The sequence below is a fragment of the Janthinobacterium sp. PAMC25594 genome (genome assembly GCF_019443505.1).
Classification (GTDB): Bacteria; Pseudomonadota; Gammaproteobacteria; order Burkholderiales; family Burkholderiaceae_D; genus Janthinobacterium.
Window position 1 is genome coordinate 2,992,131 of the sequence record NZ_CP080377.1, and the last position, 23,139, is coordinate 3,015,269.

Annotated in this window: 23 protein-coding genes; 13 read left to right on the forward strand and 10 right to left on the reverse strand. The window is 62.2% G+C overall.

Annotated features, from left to right (window positions below):
* The first annotated feature begins 74 nt into the window (after positions 1 to 74).
* The 5 genes from KY494_RS13440 to rpoH all read left to right on the forward strand — a co-directional run bounded on the left by KY494_RS13440 (position 75) and on the right by rpoH (position 5,212).
* A complete protein-coding gene (locus KY494_RS13440) occupies positions 75 to 1,016 on the forward strand; it encodes a MerR family transcriptional regulator (RefSeq protein ID WP_219891262.1) in 942 nt (313 codons plus the stop codon).
* 164 nt (positions 1,017 to 1,180) lie between these two features.
* Positions 1,181 to 2,239, forward strand: a complete 1,059-nt coding sequence (gene ftsY / locus KY494_RS13445; RefSeq protein WP_219891263.1) for a signal recognition particle-docking protein FtsY — start codon at positions 1,181 to 1,183, stop codon at positions 2,237 to 2,239.
* A gap of 8 nt (positions 2,240 to 2,247) precedes the next feature.
* A complete protein-coding gene (locus KY494_RS13450) occupies positions 2,248 to 2,991 on the forward strand; it encodes a cell division ATP-binding protein FtsE (RefSeq protein WP_219135077.1) in 744 nt (247 codons plus the stop codon).
* Positions 2,988 to 3,908, forward strand: a complete 921-nt coding sequence (gene ftsX / locus KY494_RS13455) for a permease-like cell division protein FtsX (RefSeq protein WP_219891264.1) — start codon at positions 2,988 to 2,990, stop codon at positions 3,906 to 3,908. The genes KY494_RS13450 and ftsX overlap by 4 nt, the downstream gene beginning before the upstream one ends.
* Positions 3,909 to 4,318: 410 nt before the next feature.
* Positions 4,319 to 5,212 (forward strand): RNA polymerase sigma factor RpoH, encoded by an 894-nt coding sequence (gene rpoH, locus KY494_RS13460; RefSeq protein WP_375143482.1) that lies wholly within the window; start codon positions 4,319 to 4,321, stop codon positions 5,210 to 5,212.
* 89 nt (positions 5,213 to 5,301) lie between these two features.
* On the opposite strand, the gene KY494_RS13465 is transcribed toward rpoH, so the two are convergent.
* The gene (locus tag KY494_RS13465; protein WP_071079406.1) at positions 5,302 to 5,568 is read right to left on the reverse strand and encodes a hypothetical protein; all 267 of its coding nucleotides are present in this window, start codon (positions 5,566 to 5,568) and stop codon (positions 5,302 to 5,304) included.
* Positions 5,569 to 5,746: 178 nt separating this feature from the next.
* Here KY494_RS13465 and KY494_RS13470 point away from each other — a divergent pair, with 178 nt between their 5' ends.
* The 5 genes from KY494_RS13470 (at position 5,747) to KY494_RS13490 (ending at position 11,708) form a co-directional block, all read left to right on the forward strand.
* Positions 5,747 to 6,202 (forward strand): hypothetical protein, encoded by a 456-nt coding sequence (locus tag KY494_RS13470; RefSeq protein ID WP_219891266.1) that lies wholly within the window; start codon positions 5,747 to 5,749, stop codon positions 6,200 to 6,202.
* Positions 6,203 to 6,265: 63 nt separating this feature from the next.
* Positions 6,266 to 6,997 carry an ABC transporter ATP-binding protein gene (locus tag KY494_RS13475; RefSeq protein ID WP_219891267.1) on the forward strand — a complete coding sequence of 244 codons (732 nt, stop codon included), beginning with the start codon at positions 6,266 to 6,268 and terminating at the stop codon, positions 6,995 to 6,997.
* Positions 6,994 to 9,336: a CPBP family intramembrane glutamic endopeptidase gene (locus tag KY494_RS13480; protein ID WP_219891268.1), complete on the forward strand. Its 2,343-nt coding sequence runs from the start codon at positions 6,994 to 6,996 to the stop codon at positions 9,334 to 9,336. Before KY494_RS13475 ends, KY494_RS13480 begins: the two co-directional genes overlap by 4 nt.
* Before the next feature lie 72 nt (positions 9,337 to 9,408).
* A complete protein-coding gene (locus KY494_RS13485; protein WP_219891269.1) occupies positions 9,409 to 11,061 on the forward strand; it encodes a patatin-like phospholipase family protein in 1,653 nt (550 codons plus the stop codon).
* A 149-nt stretch (positions 11,062 to 11,210) separates the two neighbouring features.
* The gene (locus KY494_RS13490; RefSeq protein ID WP_219891270.1) at positions 11,211 to 11,708 is read left to right on the forward strand and encodes a zinc ribbon domain-containing protein; all 498 of its coding nucleotides are present in this window, start codon (positions 11,211 to 11,213) and stop codon (positions 11,706 to 11,708) included.
* Between the two features lie 78 nt (positions 11,709 to 11,786).
* On the opposite strand, the gene KY494_RS13495 is transcribed toward KY494_RS13490, so the two are convergent.
* The 5 genes from KY494_RS13495 to KY494_RS13515 all read right to left on the reverse strand — a co-directional run bounded on the left by KY494_RS13495 (position 11,787) and on the right by KY494_RS13515 (position 15,280).
* The gene (locus KY494_RS13495; protein ID WP_034784905.1) at positions 11,787 to 12,005 is read right to left on the reverse strand and encodes a hypothetical protein; all 219 of its coding nucleotides are present in this window, start codon (positions 12,003 to 12,005) and stop codon (positions 11,787 to 11,789) included.
* 93 nt (positions 12,006 to 12,098) lie between these two features.
* Complete coding sequence (locus KY494_RS13500) at positions 12,099 to 12,680, reverse strand: TerD family protein (RefSeq protein WP_219891271.1); 582 nt, start codon at positions 12,678 to 12,680, stop codon at positions 12,099 to 12,101.
* A gap of 38 nt (positions 12,681 to 12,718) precedes the next feature.
* Complete coding sequence (locus KY494_RS13505) at positions 12,719 to 13,426, reverse strand: TIGR00266 family protein (RefSeq protein ID WP_219891272.1); 708 nt, start codon at positions 13,424 to 13,426, stop codon at positions 12,719 to 12,721.
* Positions 13,427 to 13,499: 73 nt separating this feature from the next.
* Entirely contained in the window at positions 13,500 to 14,075 is a 576-nt protein-coding gene (locus tag KY494_RS13510; RefSeq protein WP_071079413.1) for a TerD family protein, read from the reverse strand.
* 131 nt (positions 14,076 to 14,206) lie between these two features.
* The gene (locus tag KY494_RS13515; RefSeq protein ID WP_219135064.1) at positions 14,207 to 15,280 is read right to left on the reverse strand and encodes a DUF475 domain-containing protein; all 1,074 of its coding nucleotides are present in this window, start codon (positions 15,278 to 15,280) and stop codon (positions 14,207 to 14,209) included.
* Between the two features lie 115 nt (positions 15,281 to 15,395).
* Between KY494_RS13515 and nhaR the strand changes: the two genes are divergently transcribed.
* The 3 genes from nhaR to KY494_RS13530 all read left to right on the forward strand — a co-directional run bounded on the left by nhaR (position 15,396) and on the right by KY494_RS13530 (position 19,240).
* Positions 15,396 to 16,310, forward strand: coding sequence for a transcriptional activator NhaR (gene nhaR / locus KY494_RS13520; protein WP_219891273.1), 915 nt, complete (start codon positions 15,396 to 15,398; stop codon positions 16,308 to 16,310).
* A 124-nt stretch (positions 16,311 to 16,434) separates the two neighbouring features.
* Positions 16,435 to 17,769 carry an MFS transporter gene (locus KY494_RS13525; RefSeq protein WP_219891274.1) on the forward strand — a complete coding sequence of 445 codons (1,335 nt, stop codon included), beginning with the start codon at positions 16,435 to 16,437 and terminating at the stop codon, positions 17,767 to 17,769.
* Between the two features lie 130 nt (positions 17,770 to 17,899).
* On the forward strand, positions 17,900 to 19,240 hold the full coding sequence (locus tag KY494_RS13530; protein WP_219891275.1) for a hemolysin family protein: 1,341 nt from the start codon (positions 17,900 to 17,902) through the stop codon (positions 19,238 to 19,240).
* 102 nt (positions 19,241 to 19,342) lie between these two features.
* On the opposite strand, the gene KY494_RS13535 is transcribed toward KY494_RS13530, so the two are convergent.
* From KY494_RS13535 to KY494_RS13550, 4 genes are read right to left on the reverse strand one after another with little or no spacing between them, the layout of a single operon-like run.
* Positions 19,343 to 20,419, reverse strand: a complete 1,077-nt coding sequence (locus KY494_RS13535; RefSeq protein WP_219891276.1) for an AI-2E family transporter — start codon at positions 20,417 to 20,419, stop codon at positions 19,343 to 19,345.
* Positions 20,420 to 20,461: 42 nt separating this feature from the next.
* A complete protein-coding gene (locus KY494_RS13540) occupies positions 20,462 to 21,055 on the reverse strand; it encodes an SCO family protein (RefSeq protein ID WP_219891277.1) in 594 nt (197 codons plus the stop codon).
* Positions 21,052 to 21,951 (reverse strand): heme o synthase, encoded by a 900-nt coding sequence (gene cyoE / locus KY494_RS13545; protein WP_219891278.1) that lies wholly within the window; start codon positions 21,949 to 21,951, stop codon positions 21,052 to 21,054. Before cyoE ends, KY494_RS13540 begins: the two co-directional genes overlap by 4 nt.
* Positions 21,952 to 23,127, reverse strand: coding sequence for a heme A synthase (locus tag KY494_RS13550; protein WP_219891588.1), 1,176 nt, complete (start codon positions 23,125 to 23,127; stop codon positions 21,952 to 21,954).
* Positions 23,128 to 23,139: the final 12 nt, after the last annotated feature.

Consider the following 23,139-nt stretch of genomic DNA (forward strand, 5'->3'; position numbering starts at 1 on the left):
CAGCTATTTGGTCCGGAGCGGCGGAAGGCGTAAAATGCATCCCACGTTCTTTTGGCATGCGAGCAAGCCCGTGTATGGATACTGACCTGCAACCCCCTTCCGCTTTCAGCATCAGCGACGTCGAGCGCGATACGGGGCTGGCCAAGGAAACCTTGCGTGTGTGGGAGCGCCGCTACGCCTTTCCCCAGCCCCAGCGCGACGCCTTTGGCGAGCGCAGCTATCCGGCCGAGCAAGTGCAGAAGTTGCGCATGGTCAAGCGCCTGCTGGACCTCGGATTTCGTCCGGGCAAAATCATGCAACACAGCACCTTGCAACTGCAGCAGCTGGCCAGCGCCGGCAGTGCGGCGCCATCCACGCCGGCCCCCCAACTCGAACACTACCTGGCCCTGTGCCGCAGCCACCAGATGGCGGAATTGGGCGACGCGCTGCGCCAGGCCCTGGCCGTGCTGGGCTTGAAAGCGTTCACCATCGACGTCATCGCGCCTCTGACGGGCCTGGTCGGCGAAGCGTGGGCCTGCGGCGACCTGGCCGTGTATGAAGAGCATCTGTATAGCGAAACCTTGCAAACGGTGATGCGCCATGCCATTTTTTCCCTGCCGCAGGCAAGCAGCCCGTCCATGCGCACGCCGCGTATCGTCCTCAGTACCTTGCCGCAGGAGCGGCATGGCCTGGGGCTGCTGATGGCCGAGGCGCTATGCGCGGCGGCCGGCGCCCATTGCATGTCGCTGGGGGTGGAAACGCCGCTGGCGGACATCGTCGCGGCCGCCCGCGCGCAGCGGGCCGACATCGTGGCACTGTCGTTTTCCAGCGCCAGCAAGCAACGGCAGACGCGCGACAGCCTGCAGCAGTTGCATGCAAGCTTGCCGCCAGACATGGAATTGTGGGCTGGCGGACGCAGTCCCGTGCTGTACAAGCAGCCGCCGGCGTTCGTGCATGTGCTGGACTTGCGGCAAGTCGAGGAAAGCATCGCCGACTGGCGCCGCCGCCATCAGGCGCTGGCCCTGCAAACCCACTGAACCGGCTGGAAAGCGCGGCAACTGCGGCGATCTCCGTGGATAGCCGCGCAATGTTGCCAATCGAACAGTAAAGCATGAAGGGCCGGGCGCGCTCTGGTAGAATAGCCCGTAACACAGTGTCCGGCGCCGCCGGGCCTTAGGTCAGCACCCGCCACCACACATCCATGTTTAGTTTCTTCAAGAAAAAACCCATCGCTCCCGAGGCTGCGCCAGCCGAGCCCCTCGTCCTTCCCGCCGCCACGCCGCCCGCACCGCAGCCTGCCGCTACGCCCCTGAGCGGCGCGCCGGCCGAGCTCGTGCCCGTGATCGTGGCCGCCGAACCCGAGAAAAAATCGTGGATGACGCGCCTGAAGGCGGGCCTGTCGAAAACCTCGAATACCTTGTCCGTGCTGTTCGTCGGCGCGAAGATCGACGACGCCCTGTACGAAGAGCTGGAGGCGGCGCTGCTGATGTCCGACGCGGGCATCGACGCCACGGAATTCCTGCTCACGGAATTGAAGAAAAAGGTCAAGGAAGACAAGCTGCTCGACGCCGCCGCCGTCAAGGCCGCGCTGAAGGTACTGCTGATCGACCTGCTCTCGCCGCTGGAAAAGCGCTTCGAGCTGGGCCGCTACAAGCCGCTGGTGATGATGATTTCCGGCGTGAATGGCGCCGGCAAGACCACCACCATCGGCAAGCTGGCCAAGCACATGCAGTCGAACAACCAGTCCGTGCTGCTGGCCGCGGGCGACACCTTCCGCGCCGCCGCGCGCGAGCAACTGATGGTCTGGGGCGAGCGCAACAACGTCAGCGTGATTTCGCAGGAATCGGGCGACCCGGCCGCCGTGGCCTACGACTCCGTGCAATCGGCGAAGGCGCGCGGCATCGACGTGGTCATGGTCGACACGGCCGGCCGCTTGCCGACGCAGTTGCACCTGATGGAAGAGTTGAAGAAAATCAAGCGCGTGATCGGCAAGGGCATGGAGGGCGCGCCGCATGAAACCCTGCTCGTCATCGACGGCAACACGGGCCAGAATGCCCTCACGCAAGTGAAAGCGTTTGACGATGCCTTGCAGTTGAGCGGCCTGGTGATCACCAAGCTCGATGGTACCGCCAAGGGCGGCGTGCTGGCGGCGATTGCCCGCGTACGCCCCGTGCCCGTGTATTTCATCGGCATCGGTGAAAAAATTGAAGACTTGCAGCCTTTCGTGGCTGCCGAATTTGTCGAAGCGCTGCTCGGATAAGCCCATACATGATTGAATTTCAGCACGTCTCCAAGCAATACTCCTCCGATGCCGTGGCCCTCAGCGACATTTCGCTGAGCATTGCCAAAGGCGAGCTGGTCTTTCTGGCCGGCCCGTCCGGCGCCGGCAAGTCCACCCTGCTGAAAATGATCGCCGCCATGGAACGCCCCAGCTCGGGCAAGCTGATCGTCAATGGCCAGGACATGGCAAAGATCAAGCCGGCCGGCGTGCCGTTTTTGCGCCGTAACATGGGCCTGATCTTCCAGCAGCAAAAATTACTGAACGACCGCTCCATCCTGGCCAACGTCATGCTGCCGCTGCTCGTCGTCGGCGCGCATAAAGTTGCGGCGGAGCAGCGCGCGCGCGCCGCACTCGACAAGGTGGGCCTGCTGGACCGCGCCATGGCGCGTCCGCTGTCGCTGTCGGGCGGCGAACAGCAGCGCGTGTCGATCGCGCGCGCCATCGTCAACCGGCCGCAGATCATCCTGGCCGACGAACCGACGGCCAACCTGGACCGCGCCAGCGCCAACAAGGTGCTCGATGCCCTCAAAGCATTCCATTCGGTGGGCGTGACCTGCCTCATTTCCAGCCATGACGAACAGATGCTCGACGCCGCCGCCCGCGTGATCCACCTGAAGAACGGCCAGCTGGTCGCCATCGACAAGGCCACGCAGGCGCCCGTCTTCGCGCCGCCCGACCCCGATTTTGCGCCCGCCCCCGACCCGGACGACGCGCAGGGAGAACAGGCATGAGAGGCTGGTTCCGTCAACACCGCTTCGCGCTGGGCTCGGCGCTGATTCATTTACGCAAGTCGCCGGGCGGCTTTTTACTGAACGTGCTCGTCGTCGCCATCGCCCTGTCGCTGCCGTTCGCCGGCTTGACCATGCTCGACAATGTGCGTCCCATGTCGGAACAGATGTCGGTCGACCCGGAAATCAGCGTTTTCCTGAAGATCGACACGCCGCGCGAGCAAGCCGTGGCCCTGGCGAGCGCCATGCGCAACATTGTCGGCGCGCAAAAGGCGAAGATCGTCTTCATCCCGCGCGAAGAGGCGCTCGATACCCTGAAGAACAAGAACGGCCTGGCCGACGTGCTCAGTACCCTGGGCGACAATCCCCTGCCCGACAGCTATGTGCTGAAACTCGACGCCTTCAGCAGCGCCAGCGAAGCGCAGGATGTCGATGCGGTGGCGGAACAGTTGCGCCATCTGCCCGGCGTGGAATCGGCGCAAGTCGATTCGGCCTGGGTCAAGCGTCTGGCGGCCCTGCTGGGCGTGCTGCGCCTGGTGCTGCTGCTGCTGGCCATCACCCTGGGCGTGGCCGTCATCGCCGTGGTCTTCAATACCATCCGCCTGCAGGTGATGCAGCAGCGCGATGAAATCAGCATCTCGAAACTGATCGGCGCGACGGATACCTTCATCCACCGCCCCTTCTATTACACGGGCGCCCTGCTGGGCCTGTGCGCGGGCGCGCTGGCCCTGGGCGCCGTGGCGCTGGCCTTGCAGCCGCTCAATACCGCGATTGCCGAGTTTGCCCGCCTGTATGCGTCCGAATTCCAGCTGGTGCCGCTGGCGCCGCTGCCGATGGCCGGCTTGCTGGCCGTCAGCGCCGGCCTGGGCCTGATCGGCGCCTTCCTCTGCGTACAGCGCCACCTGGCGCGCCTGAACTGACCTTGCCTCGCTCCCATGGCGGCGCCCCAGGCGCCGCCATGCGCCTCCCTCCCCATCTGCTGTTATCTTGATATTTAGCAAGTATTCTTAAGGCTCGCTTCAGCCAGAGGCCGTAGACTGGCTACGTTGTCGTCAAGCGCTATATCGCGCTGTTCAGAGATATATATCAAGCATTAAATCATCATAGTATTTAAGCTATCAGGACGATTAAATGTGCTGATTGGCACTCTCAAGCAGAGAGTGCTAATATAGGGACATACCAACAGCAGAACCGCCATGGACGCCAGATGAAGATGGTGCCGCGATCTGCAAGTGCAAGACCGCATACGCAAAACGAACAGACAATCGGGCCACGTCGCGTGACATGGCCAACTGGAACAAAGCAAGACTACGAGGGAGAAAACATGACTATGATGTCCGCTACATCCGCATTGGTTCCGACCAAAAGTAATGCGCTGGGCCTCGGATTCACTGGCAATCTGGGCAATATCGACGCCTATATCTCGGCCGTGAACCGCCTGCCCATGTTGACCCACGATGAAGAAATTTCGCTGGCGAAACGCCTGCGTGAAAAAAATGACCTGGCCGCCGCGCAAGAACTGGTACTGTCGCACCTGCGCCTGGTGGTCTCGATTGCCCGCGGCTACCTGGGCTATGGCTTGCCGCACGCCGACCTGATTCAGGAAGGCAATATCGGCTTGATGAAAGCCGTGAAACGCTTCGATCCGGACCAGGGCGTGCGCCTGGTGTCGTACGCCATGCACTGGGTGAAAGCCGAGATGCATGAGTACATCCTGAAAAACTGGCGCCTGGTCAAGGTCGCGACGACGAAGGCACAGCGCAAGCTGTTCTTCAACCTGCGCAGCCACAAGACGGGCCTCGATGCGATGACGCCGAAGCAGATCGATGCGCTGGCCAAGCTGCTCGACGTGAAACGCGAAGAAGTGATCGAAATGGAAACGCGTTTGAGCGGCCGCGACATTGCACTGGAATCGCCGGCCGATGATGAAGACGACAAGTTTTCGCCGATCGCCTACCTGTCGTCCGAGCAAAGCGAACCGACCAAGGTGCTGGAAGCGGAACAAGTGACGCGCCTGCAATCGGAAGGCCTGGAAACGGCCTTGAGCAAGCTCGACGCCCGTTCGCGCCGCATCATCGAAGCGCGCTGGCTGGCCAACGACGACGGTTCCGGCGCCACCCTGCATGCTTTGGCAGAAGAGTTCGGCGTATCGGCCGAACGCATCCGCCAGATCGAAGTGGCGGCGCTGAAAAAAATGAAAGGCGCGCTGGCCGCCTGGGTGTAATCGAAAACAATGCCGCAATGCAAAAGGCGCCGCAAGGCGCCTTTTAGTTTTACAAATGATATTTATCAACAGATAAACATTGTCAGCCCTTATGCTGCAGCCAAGCCCTTGGTGATCAGCTCGGCGACCAATTCATTCAGATCCGCATCGCGCTCCTTGGCCAGGGTCTGCAATTGCAACACCAGATCGCTGTTCAGCTTGACGGCGAATGGCACCAGGCCCAGCGCCTGATCGCGCTTGCGCTGCTCGCGGCGGTCGACGACCACCGCTTCCTTACCGAATGCACCGGCGCCGGGAACATTCATCTTTCCCATCAGTTTCTTGGCATCGCTTTTCGCCAGGGCAGTTTTTTTCATGGTTGTTTCCTGATTTTCAAAACAGCCATTCTACGCAGTAATCGGCGCGCCGCGTGGCCGGCGCATCAATTCCTCGGCAGCGCGCCAATAGTGCGCCGAAAAAATATCATTTTGTTACCATCATTTTATCCCACGCACGAACAAGCACGCCCGGGACGTTCTACCTGAAAGGAAAAACATGTCTACTCTGAACCACTCTTGTCGTACCCTGCTGTTGCCCCTGCTCATCGCCTGCCTGGCCGTGCTGGCTGGCTGCGGCGCGGCCGGCAGCGCCGGCGACGCGGAAAACACGCCGCGCAGCGTCACCCACGTGCTGTCGCCGGGCGAACAGGTCGCCATCACGGCCACCGATACCCTGAAACTGGAGCGTGTCAACGACAGCCGCTGCCGCAAGGGCGCCGTATGCGTGTGGAAAGGCTACGTCAGCTACAGTTTCAGTTTGCTCAACAGCGCGGGCGCCACCGACATCGTCTTGTCCGAGTCCATGCCCGGCGCGTCCAGTTCCGTCAGCGTCAACCATTTGACGTTCACACTGCTCGACGTCGACCCGGCCACGCCACCCGCCCTCAACGCGGCCGCGCCCGCCTACCGGGTCAAGGTCAAGATTACGCAGGGCCCGCTGGAACGCCAATAAATCGACGAGACCCGGGCAGCACGCTATCATCTTGCCATTGTTAACATTCTTGCAGGGCACACGATGATCGCATTCCAGGGTTTGTCCAAACGCTACGGCACCTTCGACGCCGTCCACCCGCTCACCTTGCAGGTGGGGAAGGGGGAAGTCTTCGGCTTCCTGGGACCGAATGGCGCCGGCAAGACCACCACCATCCGCATGCTGATGGGCATCCTGGTTCCCAGCAGCGGCCGCGTGCTGGTCGATGGCCTCGATTGCCACCGTGATGGCGCCGCCGTCAAGCGCAAGGTGGGCTACCTGCCCGACACCCCGATCTTTTACGATTATTTGCGGGGCCGCGAAATCCTGCAATTCGTCGCCGAAATGCATGGCTATGCGCGCGCGGAAGCGGCCGACCGCACGGCGCGTCTGTTGACGGAATTCGGTCTGGACGAAGCGGGCGAGGATTTCGCCGTCAATTACTCGCTGGGCATGAAGAAAAAACTGGGCCTGGCCTGCGCGCTGATCCACGATCCGGCCGTGCTGATCCTCGATGAACCGATCAACGGCCTGGACCCGCGTGCCTCGCGCGAAGTACAGGAACGGCTGCTGCGCATCGCCGCCGCCGGCACCACCATCTTCGTTTCCACGCATTTGCTCGACATGGCGCAAAAGCTGTGCAGCCGCGTGGCCATCATCCACCGCGGCGCGCTGGCGGCCACGGGCAGCCTGGACGAGATTCGCCGGCAGCTGTCCAGCGACGGCAGCCTGGAAGAACTCTTCCTGCAGCTTACCGATGAAACGGCCGCCGCATGACTCCGGCGCCGCTCACCACCTGGCGCGCCATCTGGCTGCTGACCCGCTTGCGTCTGCAACGCCTGCTCAACGTCAGCGGCCGCGGACTGGCCTTCAAGAAGACCCGGCAGGGCCGCCCCGCCACGCCGGGCAAGAAACGGGGCCGCTGGCTGCTGGGCGTGCTGCTGTTCCTGCCCATGTTGTTTTCCTTCGGCACTATCGCGCGCCATGGCGTACTCAACATGCACTGCCTGCTCGACCAGGTGGCGGCCTGCCAGGCGCAAGGCAGCATGCAGGCGGGCGAACGCCTGCTGGCGCCCGTCATCGCCGAATTGATCGGGCACCCGTTCAGTACGGCGCTGGCAGGCGGCCTGGCCCTGCAATTGATGCTGCTGTGGCTGGTCAGCGTGTTGTTGCCACTAGGCATGGGCGAGCTGTCGAAACCGGACTGGGACCTGGAATGGCTGGTCACCTTGCCGGTCGACAAAGCCACGCTGCTGTGGGCGCGCGTGCTCGAACGCACGGTCGTCAATCCGGCCGGCCTGCTGGCCTTGTGGCCCAGCATCACCATGATCGCCTGGTATTCGGGCCAGGGCTGGCTTTCTCCGCTGTCCGGGCTGGCGGCCAGCCTGCTCCTGCTGGCCCTGGCGGCCATGCTGCGCACCCTGGTCGATACGGGCTTGCGCCTGTCGCTCAGTCCGGCCCGACTGGGCAACCTGCAAGCGCTGCTGTCGGTGGCCGGCCTGTTTCCCATGTATATGGGCATGTCCTTTGGCATGGGCGCGGGCGGCTTTGCCCATGGCTGGGCCGCAGCCATGCCCGCCTGGAGCAGCTGGACGCCGCCCGGCCTGCTGGTGCGCGTGCTCAATGCCGCCAGCCCGGCGACCGCGCTGCTGCCGGCCGGCCTGCTGCTGGCGCAAGTGCTGCTGTTGATGTGGCTGGGCATGGCGATGCTGCGCCGCCAGTTGCGCCACGGCGTCGTGGGCGCGGGCCAGCGCGAAGCGAGCCGCAAGCGTTCCCCGGCGGCGCTGCCCGCTGGCCAGTGGCGCGCCCGCATCGGCACGGTGATCCAGCGCCGCGAATTGATCCTGCTGATGCGCGATCGTAATTTCATGGTGCAAACCCTGCTGATGCCGCTGCTGATCCTCGGCGGCCAGGCTCTTTTTTCGGGCCAGGCGCGCGACCTGCATGCGCTGCTAGCCAGCCCCGCCCTGCTGGCATCGACCGGCTTTTTCCTCGGCAGCTATGTGCTGATGATGTCGGCCTTCCAGACCCTGAACAAGGAAGGCGGCGCGCTGTGGCTGCTGTACACGTTTCCCGTTTCCGTTGAGCAGGCGCTGCGGCAAAAGGCGCAATTGTGGGCCGTGCTGGCCCTGCTGTATCCACTCATCCTGTTTGGCGCGGCGCTGGCCTGGCTGCCCGCATGGCGCTGGGACATGGCGGGACTGATGCTGCTGGCCCTGGCCGGCATTCCCCTGTATTCGATGATCGCCGTGGCGCTGGGGGTGTTTGCCAGCGATCCGCTGGCCACCGAAGCGACGGCGAAGATACGTCCCACCTATATGTACCTGTATTTGCTGCTGACCAGCTTGTACCTCGCCGCGCTGGCGGCCGGCAGCATGGCGCAGCAACTGGTGTTTGTCGTGCTGACGGTCGCGCTGGCCCTGGCACTGTGGCAAAAGGCGCGCGACGAGCTGCCGTACCTGCTCGATCCGGCCGCCTCGCCGCCGGCCAGGGTCTCGGCGGCGGACGGCTTGATCGCCGCCATGCTGTTTTTCACCCTGCAGACACTGGCCTTGATCCTGCTCAAGGATACGGCCGGTGCAACGCTGGCGCACGTGGCCATCGCCTTCGGCGCGGCCGGCGCGCTTACGTATGTGCTGGTGCGCCTCGTCTACTGGCGCAGCAAGACGGCAGGCGTGCCGCGCATCGGGCCGGGCCGGCAAGCGTGGCGTCGGGGCGCGGCAGCCGCGCTGCTGGCGGCCCTCTTCGGCATCGGCTACCTGGCCATCGTGCAAGCCTGCGGCTGGTCACCCGCGCGCGCGCCGCTGGCGGCCGGGGCGGGCTGGGACGGGATATGGCTGGCAGGACTGATGCTGCTGGCTGCGCCCCTGTGCGAGGAATTCATTTTCCGTGGCCTGATCCAGGGCGGCCTGCGCCGCTCGCTACCCGCCTGGCAGGCGATCGGCATCGGCGCGGCCATCTTTGCCATCGTGCATCCGCCTGTCTCCATGCTGCCCGTCTTCGTGCTGGGCCTGTGTGCGGGCACCGCCTATGAACGCAGCCGTTCGCTGCTGGCGCCCATGCTCACGCACGCGCTCTACAACGCGGCCATCCTCGCGGTGCAACTCTATGCATGAGCATGGGCAAGTTTGTTAGAATCGCACACGTTTCCGTCCGTATCCCAACCCCTGACTACGCACAGATCCCGCATGCATCCACGCTTGTTCGCACCCTTTGTCCTCGTTGCACTGCTGAGCGGCTGCACGGTACTCGCCCTGCGCCCCAACAGCGGCGTCGAAAACCGTACGTTTGCCGTGCAGGAAACCCCGCGCCTGCGCATCGACGCGCCCAAGGCGCGCATCCAGAATCCCATGCCCAGCGACCACTTCATCGGCATCGCCCTGTCCGGCAGTGGCAGCCGCGCCGCCAATTTCTCGGCCGCCTCGCTGGAGCAGTTGGAAGAGTTCGGTCTCGTCAGCGGCGCCTCCGCCATCTCCGGCGTCTCGGGCGGCGCCATCGCGGGCGGCTACTATGCGCTGCATGGCAAGCAAACGGACTGGCCCTTGCTGCGCAGCAAACTGAAAACGGATTTCTTCGGCCAGACCATTCTGAAACCCGCCAACCTGACGACGATGTTGCTGACGAATAAGACGCGCACCTCGTTCCTGTCCGACGTGCTGGACGATGTGCTGTACGACAAAAAAACCTACCAGGACTTGCCGCACGACGGCCCCATCTTCCTGGCCAACGCGACGGACGCCACCGATGGCGGCAAGCGCGTGGTGTTTTCCTATGAGTATTTTTATAACACCCTGCATTCGCCGATCCAGGATATCCGCCTGGCCACGGCCGTGGCCACCTCGGCCGCCTTTCCCGGCGTGTTCGATTCCGTCACCTTCGAGCGTTTCCGCCCGAAAAACAGTTTCGTGCCGGAACTCGGTTCCGAATCGCGCGAATCGCCGTCCTACGTGCACCTGTTCGACGGCGGCGCGGCCGACAACCTGGGCGTGGAAACCCTGTGGGACGTGGCCCTGACGCAGCTGTACGGCAACGACATGGCCGTCGTGCCGCCGCGCCTGAACAGCAAGCCCTTCATCCTCATTGCCATCGATGCCAACGCGCCCAATTCCAGCGCCGTGTTCGAAAAGATGTCGGACGAGCGCCAGCCGCTGGACCGCATCTTCAACAAGAATATCTACGATGCCGTCGACGCCCTGTTTTCGCGCCAGCGCAAGGAAAACCTCGTCAAGATGGGCTTTGGGCAAGCCCGCTTCGATACCATCACGCATGAAAACTTTGGCGACCTGAGCCAGAAATTCGTCAAGGGCAAGCGCACCTCGGCCTTTGCCATTCCCGTGCTGTGCCGGCCCCATCTGGGCCAGTACCGCTGCGAAGTCGATGCGGCCGATCCCCTGCCGGGCCAGATCCGCACGCGGCTGGAAGGCTTTGCCTGGCATATTTCCATCGACCAGATCGCCTCGCTGGCGCTGCGCCTGTCCAGCGGCGATGCGCAAATCGATGGCGCGCGCAAGGAAGAGCGCGCCGCCCTCGTCAAGCTGCAGCGCCTGGCCACGCAGACGAAAACCCATCTGAAGCTGACGGGCCCGGAAAATTGCAGCCCGGACGTCCTGCAATCGGCCCTGTACAGCGCCGCGCGCGTGCTGATCCTCGACGACGAGGAATCGCGCTTCGCCCTGTGCGACTACATGCTGGCGGGCCAGCTGATCAATGACGACACCGTCTGCAAGCAGCGCTACGTGCACGCCGTGCCCCGCTTCGCCATCGAAAGCGAAGACTTGCAGTACCGTAACCTGAGTTCGGACGGCAATTCCGTGAACGTGCCGATACGCTGCAAGAAGTGAGCTGCCTGTCACGACAAGGGTAACTCTTGATTGTAATCAAGACAGCCATGACGTCGAAGAAGAAGAATGCACTGTACGGCTGTTGCGGTGAATAAACCCATGCACCGCAGCCGCCTGGCCACCATTCCATTCATCGTGAAGGATAGCCCATGTTTTGCACGGCATGCGGGACGCAGCAAGCGGAAGGCAAGACGCACTTTTGCGCCAACTGTGGCGCGCGCAGTGACGCCGCCGAGGCACTGCCTGCCGGTGTGGCTGGCTGGAGTTGGGGCGCCTTCCTGCTGAACTGGATATGGGCGATCGGCAACCGCACGTGGATAGGCTTACTCGCACTGATCCCCTACGTTGGCATCGGGGTTGCCATCTGGCTGGGCATCAAAGGCCGTGAGATGGCCTGGAAAAATGGAAAATGGCAAAGTGTTGAACACTTCAACCTGGTACAACGAAAGTGGTCGCAATGGGGCATCGGTCTTTCGCTTGTCATCGGCGTGATCAGCCTGTTGCTGTCTTTCGCCTTACTCGTATCGTGGTCGAAAGACATGAAGCGCGTTGACGCCAGCACCGTCGACACCCTCCTGGCGGCAGCGGAAACGTCCTCGCAAGAGGCCGCACAAGCGGCAATATGCCCCGCCGAAAGCGATGAGTAGCGCCTCGCACGCGCGCAAAAAAGCCCGCATGATCGCTCGTGCGGGCTTTAGCGCAAGGATTCCTGGCGCCCGGTTGATTTAAATCAACCGACTACGCCTGCGCATGTAGCTGCGGCTTAACGCACCTTCCAGTTCCTGCTCCGTTTTATGCTGGTTCACCGTGTACAGGGCCCACAGGGCCGCCGGCGCCCAGCCGATCACAGTGCACTGCAAGATCAAGGCGGCGGCACCGGCCAGCGGGCGCCCCAGCATGAAAAACGTGAGACACGGAAGTAGCAAGGCTATCAGCAATCGCATCACGACATACTCTCCTTCAAAATAGAGCAGCGGACAAGGGCCGGTATCCGGTCCGTCCCCCGCCCGCTGCGTACTGCTCCTTACAACTACAATTTATAGATGCACGGCAATCTGCGGCATCAGGTCGTCAAACGTGCGACCGTTGCCGTTTTCTCCGATGGCGTGCATCTTCCATTCGCCGTTATGGCGGTACAGCCTGGCCATGATCTGTGCCGTGTGGGTACCTTGCACAGACAGGTTGAAACGCGCGACTTCCTGGTTATTGCTGGCATTCAAGATGCGGCAATAGGCGTTTTCCACCTGCGAGAAGTTCTGGCCTGTAAAGCTGTTGACGGTGAAGACCAGGCTTTTCACGTTCGCCGGCACTTTCGACAGATCGACATTGATCTGTTCGTCGTCGCCATCGCCCGCGCCCGTACGGTTGTCGCCCGTGTGAACGATGCTGCCGTCCTTGCTTTTCAGCTGGCGGAACCAGACGATGTCGGACGTGCTCTTGTTTTCATCGAACATGACGCACGACGCGTCCAGGTCGACGGCTTCCGTCTTCGAACCGAAACCGAGGAAACCCTTGGTCTTGGCCGCATCCCAGCCCAGGCCCATGGTGATACGGGTCAGGGTGGCACCAGCTTCTTTGTCCAGAGAAATCTTCTGGCCTTTGCTCAAATTGACAGACATACGCATTGCTCCTGTTTGGTTGGTTGCATTAACTGCTCTTACGCCGGCTTGCTTTGCGTCCAGGCGAGGAAGGCCGCGCGGTTGCGCGAGCACACGAGGATTTTTCCCGTGCCTGAAAATTTCAGCACTACGCCCTCGCCGCTGGTCTGGCTATTGATCAAATTGCCCAGAAAGCCGCCGCTGCTGCCGGTCGTCATGGAAATTTCGTATTGCAGGCGGTTATCCCAGCACACGACGTGCGAGTTATCGATCACCACGTCCTTGCCAGGCGTCACTTCCAGTATCGACATCGCGCCAAAACCGGAGACCGCCAACTGGCCGCTGCCTGCCGTCTCGGTGATGAAAAACCCACCGCTCTGGGCAAACAGCGCATTGCCAAGGCTTTGCGTGCGCACCTTCAATTCCACGCCAGCACTGGCCGCCACGAAGGCGCCGTCGCTGATCATGTATTGCTGGGCGCCAATCTCATTGCCCACATCCAGCACCCGCATCGCGCCGGGCAAGGTGGGCGACAGCAGACAATCGCCGTCGCCCCGCATGGCCTCGATATGCTGCTGAAAGAACGATTCCCCGTTGGCAAAGGTGCGCATCAACGCCGCACCTATGCCGCCAGTCATCTTGCCTTTCAGCTCAAGATTGGTTTCCATCATCACCATCGCGTTGGATTCGCAATAAATCTTCTCGCCCTTGGCCAGCGACACATGCAGGAACGGGTCGACATCCCCGGTAATAGTAAAAACTGGCATTCAACTGTTCCTTCCTTGACGATGATGCTGATGGCGGCGGCCCGCACCGCGGACCGCCTTTGCTATTGACGACTTAGACGCCGACGCCGAACGAGGCAGCCAAAGGGCCTAAACCGCCCTTGTAACCCTGGCCGATGGCCTTGAATTTCCAATCGGCGCCATTGCGGTAGATTTCACCGAAGACCATCGCCGTTTCCGCCGAACCGTCTTCCGACAGGTCGAAGCGGGCGATTTCCGTGTTGCCGTTGGCGTTGACGCAACGCACGTAGGCCTTCGATACCATACCAAAGTTTTGCTTGCGCGCTTCGGCATCGTGAATCGTGACGCAGACGGCGATCTTGTCGATCTCGGCTGGCACCGTGGCCAGGTCGACGATGACGGTTTCATCATCGCCATCACCGGCGCCGGTGGTGTTGTCGCCCGAGTGGGTGACGGAACCGTCGCTCGACTTCAGGTTGTTGTAAAAAATCATGTCGACGTCGGCGCGAACCTTGCCGTCGGCCTTCAGCAGGAAGATCGAACCGTCGATGTCGAATGCGGCGCCGTCGGTGGCGCGGGCATCCCAGCCCAGGCCGATGATCATCTTCGAAATGCCGGGGGCTTCCTTGCTCAGGTTGACGTTGCCGCCTTTTTGCAGACTGATTGCCATGATGTATTTCTCCTATGTGGGTTGTGTATGACCAAACACCTGGCGCCCTCCACCGGCCTGACTCCCCAGGCCGGCGGCGACGCTTGCTACAACTTGCCGACAAACGGGTGTAGTCGTTTGTCGCGCATTCTTTACACTGCCTTGACCGGCTCCAGCGCTTGCGTCTGGCCTTCTTCGAGGGCCATCCTGCGCTTGTGGCGGATCGACGACCACAGCGAGGCGAGAATGAAGGCCACCCCGATCAGACCCGTGAAGATCTCGGGAATGTGGAACTTCATGCTGACCAACATGATCACGGCCAGGATACCGATCGCATAGTGCGCGCCGTGCTCCAGATAAACGAACTCGTCGAGCGTGCCCTTGCGCACCAGGAACACCGTCATCGAACGCACAAACATCGCGCCGATTGCCAGGCCCAGCATGATGATCACGACATCCTTGGTGATGGCAAACGCGCCGATCACACCGTCAAAGCTGAACGAGGCGTCGAGCACTTCCAGGTACAGGAAGCCGCCGATACCGCCGCGCTTGATGATGTCGCCCATGTTGCCGTCGCCGTTATCGCCTTCCAGCAAGCCGCTGATCACATCGACGCCCACGTAGGTCAAAATACCCCACAGACCGGCCGTCAGGACCACCAGTTTCTGGCCTTCGTCGATCATCGACAGGCTGGCCATCAGGGTGCCCAGCGCGATCATCACGGAAATCGACGAGATCTTGCCCAGCGCGCCCAGTTTTTCTTCAATACGGCCCAGCCAGTGCGTTTCTTTCTCCGAGTCCAGCAGGAAGTTCAGGAACACCAGCAGCAGGAAAATGCCGCCGAAAGCCGCCACTTCCGCGTGGTGATTCGTCAGGTGCATCGAATACTGTTCCGGATTGCTCAGGGCCAGATTCCATACTTCCAGCAAGCCCAGGTCCGCCGCTTGCGCCACGATGACCAGCGGGAACAGCAGACGCATGCCGAAGACGGCGATGATGATGCCCACGCCCAGGAACAGGTTCTGCCAGAACTTGTCCCAGTTCTTCAACACCGAGGCATTGACCACCGCGTTATCAAACGACAGCGAGACTTCCATCACGCTCAGGATCACCGCTATGCCCAATGCCGACAGCATGGTCGACACGCCACCGTGCGTGTAACCCCACCAGGCGGAAATACCCAGGCAGATAAATGTCACTAGAAATGACACTCTGAAATGTTTCATCGATAGTTCCCCTTTATCCAAATTCAATGGAACGTAGTATAAGGACATGTGACACATTTAAAAATAGAAGATAATGGAAGCATTACTTCGTAAAAACAGAAGATAGGACCATGCGATGAAAACTACCGGTTTCAATTACCGCCATTTGTACTTCTTTTGGGTGGTCGCCAAGGAAGGCGGCGTGACGCGCGCGGCCGAGCGGCTGGGACTGGCCGTGCAAACCATCAGCACCCAGCTGGCCCTGCTGGAAAAGGAACTGGGCAAGTCGCTGCTGCAGCCGCAGGGACGGCGCCTGGTGCCGACGGAAGCGGGCCGGCTGGCGCTCGGCTATGCCGACCAGATTTTTTTGCTGGGTGAACAGATGCAGGAAGCGCTGGCCGACACGGACGCGGAAAAGATGCGCCTGACGGTGGGCATTTCCGATTCCCTGCCGAAACTGATGGCGTATCGCATGCTCGACGCCACGCGCAGCCTGAACAAGCCCGTCAAGCTCGTCTGCCTGGAAGATGAATTCGAGTCCCTGCTGGCCGACCTGGCCCTGCACAAGCTGGACCTGGTGCTGACGGACCGCGCCGTGCCGGCCGGCGCCAGCCTGCGCGTCTCCAGCCACCTGTGGGGAGAGAGCGCGATGAAGCTGTTCGCCATCCCCGCGCTGGCGGAACAATACCGCGACAATTTCCCGCACAGCCTGCACGGCGCCCCATTTTTACTGCCCGCGCGCAATAACGCGCTGCGCGGGCGCATCGACGAATGGATGGTGCAGCAGGGCGTGCGTCCCGACGTGGTCGGCGAATTCGAGGACAACGCCATGCTCAACGCGTTTGGCCGCAAGGGCCTGGGCCTGTTCTTCGCCCCGGCCAGCCTGGCCGGCGAGATCGAGGAGCAATTCGGCGCCGTGCTGGTGGGCGACGCCTCGTCCCTGCGCGAACAGTTTTATGTGATTTCGAACGAGCGCAAGATCATGCACCCGGCGCTGGACGTGATTCTGGCCGCCATTCAGAGTCACCCGAAGATTCACAAGGAAACCTGATAAATCCATTCGAAAATAACGTTTGAATAATCAATCAAAAACGATTGTAATGAAGCCTGAGACAAACACGCGCCTGTCCCTCGCCGGAAGGGCGCGACCATCATAAAAAAACAGGAGCGGCACCATGTCCACGGCAGGCAAGACGATCGATATTCCCGATCTCATCAATAACAACAAGATCGGCTCCTTCCAGATCGGCATGCTGATCCTGTGCGGGCTATGCGTCATCATGGATGGCTTCGATGTACAGGCGATGGGTTATGTGGCACCCGCCATCATTGCCGACTGGCATGTCAGCAAGGCCAACCTGGGCCCCGTGTTTGGCGCGGGCTTGCTGGGCATGCTGGTCGGCTCGCTCGTCTTCAGCATCACGGCCGACAAGTTCGGCCGCCGTCCCGTGCTGATCGGCTCGACCATCTTCTTTTCGCTGTGCATGCTGGTCACGCCGCTGGCGACGACCATCGAGCAATTGCAGCTGATCCGTTTTATTACCGGACTGGGCCTGGGCGCCGTGATGCCGAACGCCATGGCGCTGGCCGGCGAATACAGCCCCCTGCGCAAGAAAGTCACGCTGATGATGCTGGTCTCGTGCGGCTTTACGCTGGGCGCCGTGCTGGGCGGATTATTGTCCGCCGCGCTGATTCCCGCCTTCGGCTGGCAATCCGTGTTTTACGTGGGCGGCGTGGTGCCGCTCGTCATCGGCGTGCTGATGTTCTTCCTGCTGCCGGAATCGATGCAATTCCTGGTGCTCAAGCAACGCAAGCTGGATAAAGTCGCCAAGTGGCTCAAACGCATCGATCCTACCGTCAACATCACGACCGACACGCAATACGTCGTGCATGAAAAGGCCCACAAGGGCGCGCCCGTGCTGCAACTGTTTACGGACGGCCGCGCGAAGATGACGATTTTGTTGTGGGTCATCAACTTCATGAACTTGCTGAACTTGTATTTCCTGTCGAACTGGCTACCCACGATCGCCAAGGAAGCGGGCCTGTCCACGGCCAACGCCGTGCTGGCCGGCACGGCCCTGCAAGTGGGCGGCACCATCGGCACCCTCGTCATGGGCCAGCTGATCGACCGTTCCAGCTTCCGCCGCATCCTGCTGCCATGCTTTTTGGTCGCCGCCGTCGCCATTGCCCTGATCGGCCGTCCCGACGTGTCGCTGGCCTTCCTGTTCATCACCATCTTCATCGCCGGCTTTTGCGTGGTGGGCGGCCAGCCGGCCGTCAACGCCCTGGCGGCCAGCTACTACCCGACCACCTTGCGCTCGACGGGCATCGGCTGGAGCCTGGGCATCGGGCGCATCGGCTCCATCATCGGCCCTGTGCTCGGTGGCGAGCTGATCCGCCTGAACTGGCCCAACAGCACGATTTTCCTCGTCGTCGCCATCCCCGCCATCGTCTCGGCCGTCATGGTGTTTGCCATGCGCGGCGGGCCGCAAACGGCGGCCAAGGGCTGAAAATCGCTGAAAAACGTGAAAAACCTGCCGCGCGCGCCCGCCTGCACGGGCGGCGTGCGCGGCTAAATTAGGCTATGCCGGCCTTCGTCGTTTAAGATGACGTTTTTACAGCCCATCTTTTTGCGCCCCCATGCACAATGTCTTGCTAGTCCTGCTCGCCCTCTTCCTGGTCGCGCTGAACGGTTTTTTTGTTGCCGCCGAATTTGGCATCGTCACCTTGCGGCGCACGCGCATCCGCGCCATCGCCAGGACACAGGGACTGCGGGGCCGCATCCTGGCCAAGGTGCATGGCCAGCTGGACGCCTACCTGTCCGCCTGCCAGCTGGGCATCACGCTGGCGTCGCTGGGCCTGGGCTGGGTCGGCGAACCGGCGTTCGCCGGCCTGCTCGAACCGCTGTTTAGCGCCATCGGCGTCACCTCGCAAGAGCTGATCCACGGCATTTCCTTCGTCCTCGCCTTCAGCGTCATTTCCTTCCTGCACATTGTGGTGGGTGAACTGGCCCCCAAATCGATGGCCATCCGCAATCCGGAAGCCGTCGGCCTGTGGAGCGCGATTCCCCTGTACGGCTTTTACTGGGCCATGTATCCGGCCATTTACTTGCTCAACGCCAGCGCCAACTGGGTGCTGCGCATGGCGGGCCTGTCCGGCAAGGGCGGCCACGATGCGCATTACTCGTCCGAAGAATTGAAACTGATCCTGCGCACCAGCCAGCCGGGCGAAAAATTTACGCGCGACGAGCGCAACATCCTGGCCCAGTCGCTCGACTTCGAACAGATGACGGTGTCGGACCTGATGCGCCCGATCAATGAAGTGATCGCCCTGTACGCCTCGAATACGCTGGAAGAAAACCTCGACACGGTGCTGCGCAACCGCTTCAGCCGCTACCCGTATTTCGACACGAATGAAGACGACGTACTGGGCGTGGTGCACTTGAAGGATCTGTTCTTTGCCCAGCAAGCAGGTAAACCAATCACCTCGCTCACGCCGTTTTTGCGTCCCGTGGACATCATTTCCGCGCGCACGCCGGCACTCGAACTGTTCCGCCGCTTCCGCGACGGCGCGCCGCACTTCGCCCTGATCGGAGAGAAGGGCAAGCGCCCGCTGGGTTTCATCACCCTGGATAACTTGCTCGGCGCCATGGTGGGTGAAATCCGCGACGAATTCCGCCGCAATGAAAACGACTGGCTCAAGCAAAGCGACGGCACCCTGATCGGCAAGGCCAGCCTGCCGATCTTCTCGCTCGAACGCATCCTCGGCATCGATATCGAAAACGAGGAACTGGGGCTGGACGACGTGGAATCGGTGGGCGGCTTGATCATGGTCAAGCTGGGGGATATTCCGAAGCAGGGCCAGCGCATCACCTTTGTCGACTTCGACATCGTCGTCAAGAAGATGAACGGACCCCGCATCGTGCTGATCAAAGTGATTCCGAAGCAGGAACGGGATCTGGATGCCGATTTAAGGGATTAAGCAAGACGTACCCCAACGGCGAAAGGCCGGGGTCGGACCCTGAGGGTCCGACCCCAGTCCTTGCCGTTGGGTTATACAAGGCGCGCAGACATGCGCGACTGATTACTTCTTCAACGTCAGCGTATCTTTGCCCTGCGGCACGGTGGTCTCGCCCACCGTCCACGTCTGGAGCAGGCTGTACAGCACCGCCAGCAGGGTCGGGCCGATAAAGATGCCGACGAAGCCGAAGGCCAGCACGCCGCCCAGCACACCGAGCAGCACCAGCAGGAACGGCAGGCTGCTGCCGCGGCTGATCAGCATGGGTTTGACCACGTTATCCACGCCGCTGATCAGCAGCGCGCCCCACACCAGCATGAAGATGCCCCAGCCCGTCTGGCCGTCGGAAAACAGCCAGATGGCGGCGCCGCCCCAGATCAGGGGCGGGCCGACGGGGATCAGCGAAAAGATGAAGGTGGCCACGCCCAAGAGCGCGACGGCGGGCACGCCGGCGATCAGAAAGCCGATCACGGCCACCAGCGCCTGCGCCAGCGCCGTGCCCAGCAAGCCGTACATGACGCCGCGCACGGTGCGGCTGATGGTCAGGCCCACGCCGGGCGCGCTGTCGCCGATGATGCGGCCCGCGCCCGTCATCAAGGCACGGCTCAGTTGCTGGCCGTCGCGGTAAAGGAAGAAGCTGACGAACACGGCCAGGCTGGTCTGCGCCAGGCCCGTGCCCAGCAAAATGCCGCCGGAAGCGAGGAAATGGCGCGCCGGCTCCAGCATGGTCTTGCCCAAATTCAGTAATTCCTCGCGATCGGCCAGCAGGCGCTCCACGTAGCCGGCGATGGTTTCGCCCACCACGGGAATGCTGGCGAGCCAGGCAGGTGGATGCAGGCCGCCCGATTCCAGCGCGGCGCGGATCTGGTCATAGATGCGCGAGACATTGTCGGCCAGGTTGTAGGTGACGAGGGCCAGCGGCAGCACGATGACGAGGATCAGCGACACGGTCATGATGGCGGCGGCCCAGTTGCGGCGGCCTTTCAGGCGTTCCAGCAGCAGGATATACAGGGGCCAGCTGGAAATGCCCACACAGGCGGCAAACAGCATGGCGGCGAGGAAGGGCCGCAAGACGAAAAAGCAGCCGATCAGCAAGAAGATGATGGCTGCCAGGCGGGCGTGCGGCTCGAAACGTTTGTCCATGTACTGCAAATCCTGAAGATGGCGCCTGGTGGCGCGACCGGGTCAGGATAGCAGAAGTTTAAGATCGTGCGCGATGGCGGCAGGTTTTTCGCCGTGACGCACGAACAGGCGGATCTTGCCTTCGCGGTCGAACACATAGGTGCCGGCCGTATGGTCGACCGTGTAGCTGCTATCGGTTTCGCCCTCGACCTTGGCGTAATACACCTTGAATTCCTTGGCTACCTTGGCCGTCGCGGCCGCATCGCCATACAGGCCGACGAAGCGCTTGTCGAAGGCGGGCACGTACTGCGCCAGCAAGGCTTGCGTGTCGCGCTCGGGGTCGACGGTGACGAACAGCACTTGCACCTGGTCCGCCTGCGGGCCCATTTCCCGCATCACTTGCGCCATGTCGGCCATGGTGGTGGGGCACACATCCGGGCATTGCGTGTAGCCGAAGAACATCAGCACCAGCTTGCCCTTGTAGTCGGCCAGGGTGCGCGGGTGGCCCGTGTGGTCCGTCAGCGCGAACTCGCGCGCGTAGCCGAGGCCCGTCACGTCCGTATTCTTGAATTCCAGCTTCGGTGCGGCAGGCTTGCCGCAGCCGGCGAGGACGGCGACCAGGGCGGCCGCCAACAACAGGGTCAGGGTTTTTTTCATGTTCCGAGGGGAATATAGTGGTCGACCAGCAAGGCCGCGAACAGCAATGCCAGGTAAATGATGGAAAAAGTAAACGCTTTGCGCGCGATCAAGTCCGTGTAGTGGCGGTACATCTTCCACGCGTAATACAGGAAGCCGGCATTGAGCACGACGGCGGAAGCCAGGTAGATCAGGCCGCTCATCCGCACGGCAAACGGCAGCAAGGTGGTGGCGGCCAGCGCGATCGAATACAGCCAGACGTGGAATTGCGTAAATTGCATGCCGTGCGTGACGGGCAGCATGGGCAGGCCCGAACGCGCGTAATCGTCGCGCCGGTACATGGCCAGCGCCCAGAAATGCGGCGGCGTCCAGACGAAAATGATCAGGACCAGCAGCCAGGCCTGCATCGGCACGTCGTTGGCCACGGCGGCCCAGCCCAGCGCGGGCGGCATGGCGCCGGACAGGCCGCCGATGACGATGTTTTGCGGCGTGGCCGGTTTGAGCACCATGGTGTAGATCAGGGCATAGCCGACAAAGGTGACGAACGTCAGCCACATGGTCAGCGGATTGACGAGGTTGTACAAAATCGCCATGCCCAGGCCGCCGATCACCAGCGCGAACACCACCGTCTGTTTCACCGTGATGTCGCCCATGGCCATGGGGCGGCGCGCCGTGCGGGCCATGCGCGCATCGATTTCGCGCTCGGCCAGGCAGTTGACGGCAAACGCGGCGCCGGCCAGCAGCCAGATGCCGATGGTGCCGAACACCACCGCGCGCCAGTCCGGCAACTCCTCGCTGGCCAGGAACATGCCGATGACGGCGCAAAACACGGCCAGTTGCGTCACGCGGGGCTTGGTCAGCGCCCAGTACTGGGCGATGCGGGGGGATGGTTTACGGCTGATGGTCTGAGTAGTCATTTATGCGGTACGGGAAGGACTGGCTGGTGCCGTGGGCACTGGCGCGGAGGCGCAAGCGCGCTGAACATTGCGCGCAACATCGAGTTGGAATTTAGCCTTGTAGTTTAACATGGTCAGCAACAACACGAGCAGCGCCGCCCCGCCGTTATGCAGCACGGCGATCGACAAGGGCCAGCTCAGGTAAATCGTCGCCAGGCCCGTGGCCGCCTGCAGGGCCAGCACCAGCGCCACCCAGCGTGCCGTGCCGCGCAGGGACGGCAGTTTCCACGCGCGCAACACCGTGTAGCCGACACCGGCCAGCACGATGAAGGCGAAATTGCGGTGCACCCAGTGGATGGCCGTCAGTGCGGAAAACGGCAAATAGTGGCCGGCGGCCGTCTTGCCCAGCTCGCGCCACAAATGGAAACCGTGTTCAAAATCCATCTCCGGAATGACCTTGCCGCCGCACAGGGGGAAATCCGTGCAGGCCAGGGTGGCGTAGTTGGTGCTCACCCAGCCGCCCAGCGCGATCTGCACCGTCAGCAGCACGAGCGACATGACGGCCAGCGCGCGCACGGGGCGCAGCACGGCAGCATCCGCATCGGCGCGCAGCAAGGGTTTCACCGCATGATCCTGGCGCCCGCCCAGCCACGTCAGCATGGCCAGCAGCCCCATGCCCAGCAACAAGTGGATGGTGACGATCACCGGCTGCAGTTTCAAGGTCACGGTCCAGGCGCCGAACGCGCCCTGCAAACAGACGAACAAAAACAGCGCCGTCGGCAGCGCCGGGGCGAATTCCGCCCGGCGGCTTTTGCGCCACTGGCGCCACGCCTGCGCCATCATCGCCACGATCAAGACGCCAATGGCCATGGCCAGGTAGCGGTGCGTCATTTCGATCCACGCTTTCACCACCGTCACGGGCCCCGTCGGCATCAGGGTTTCCGCCGCGACGATGTGCTCGTGCGCCAGGAAAGGATTGGCCGAGCCATAGCAGCCGGGCCAGTCCGGGCAGCCGAGGCCGGAATCGGACAGGCGCGTAAAACCGCCAAACATGATCAGGTCGACCGTCAAAAAGACGGCGATCCACACGAGCTTGCGGTATTTATTGGCGTCCGCGGACACCCAGACCATGGTCAAAGGCAGCAGCGCCACCAGCAGGCCCGTCAAGCCCAGCTGGGCCAGCGCGGAGAGATGCATCGTCGGCATGCA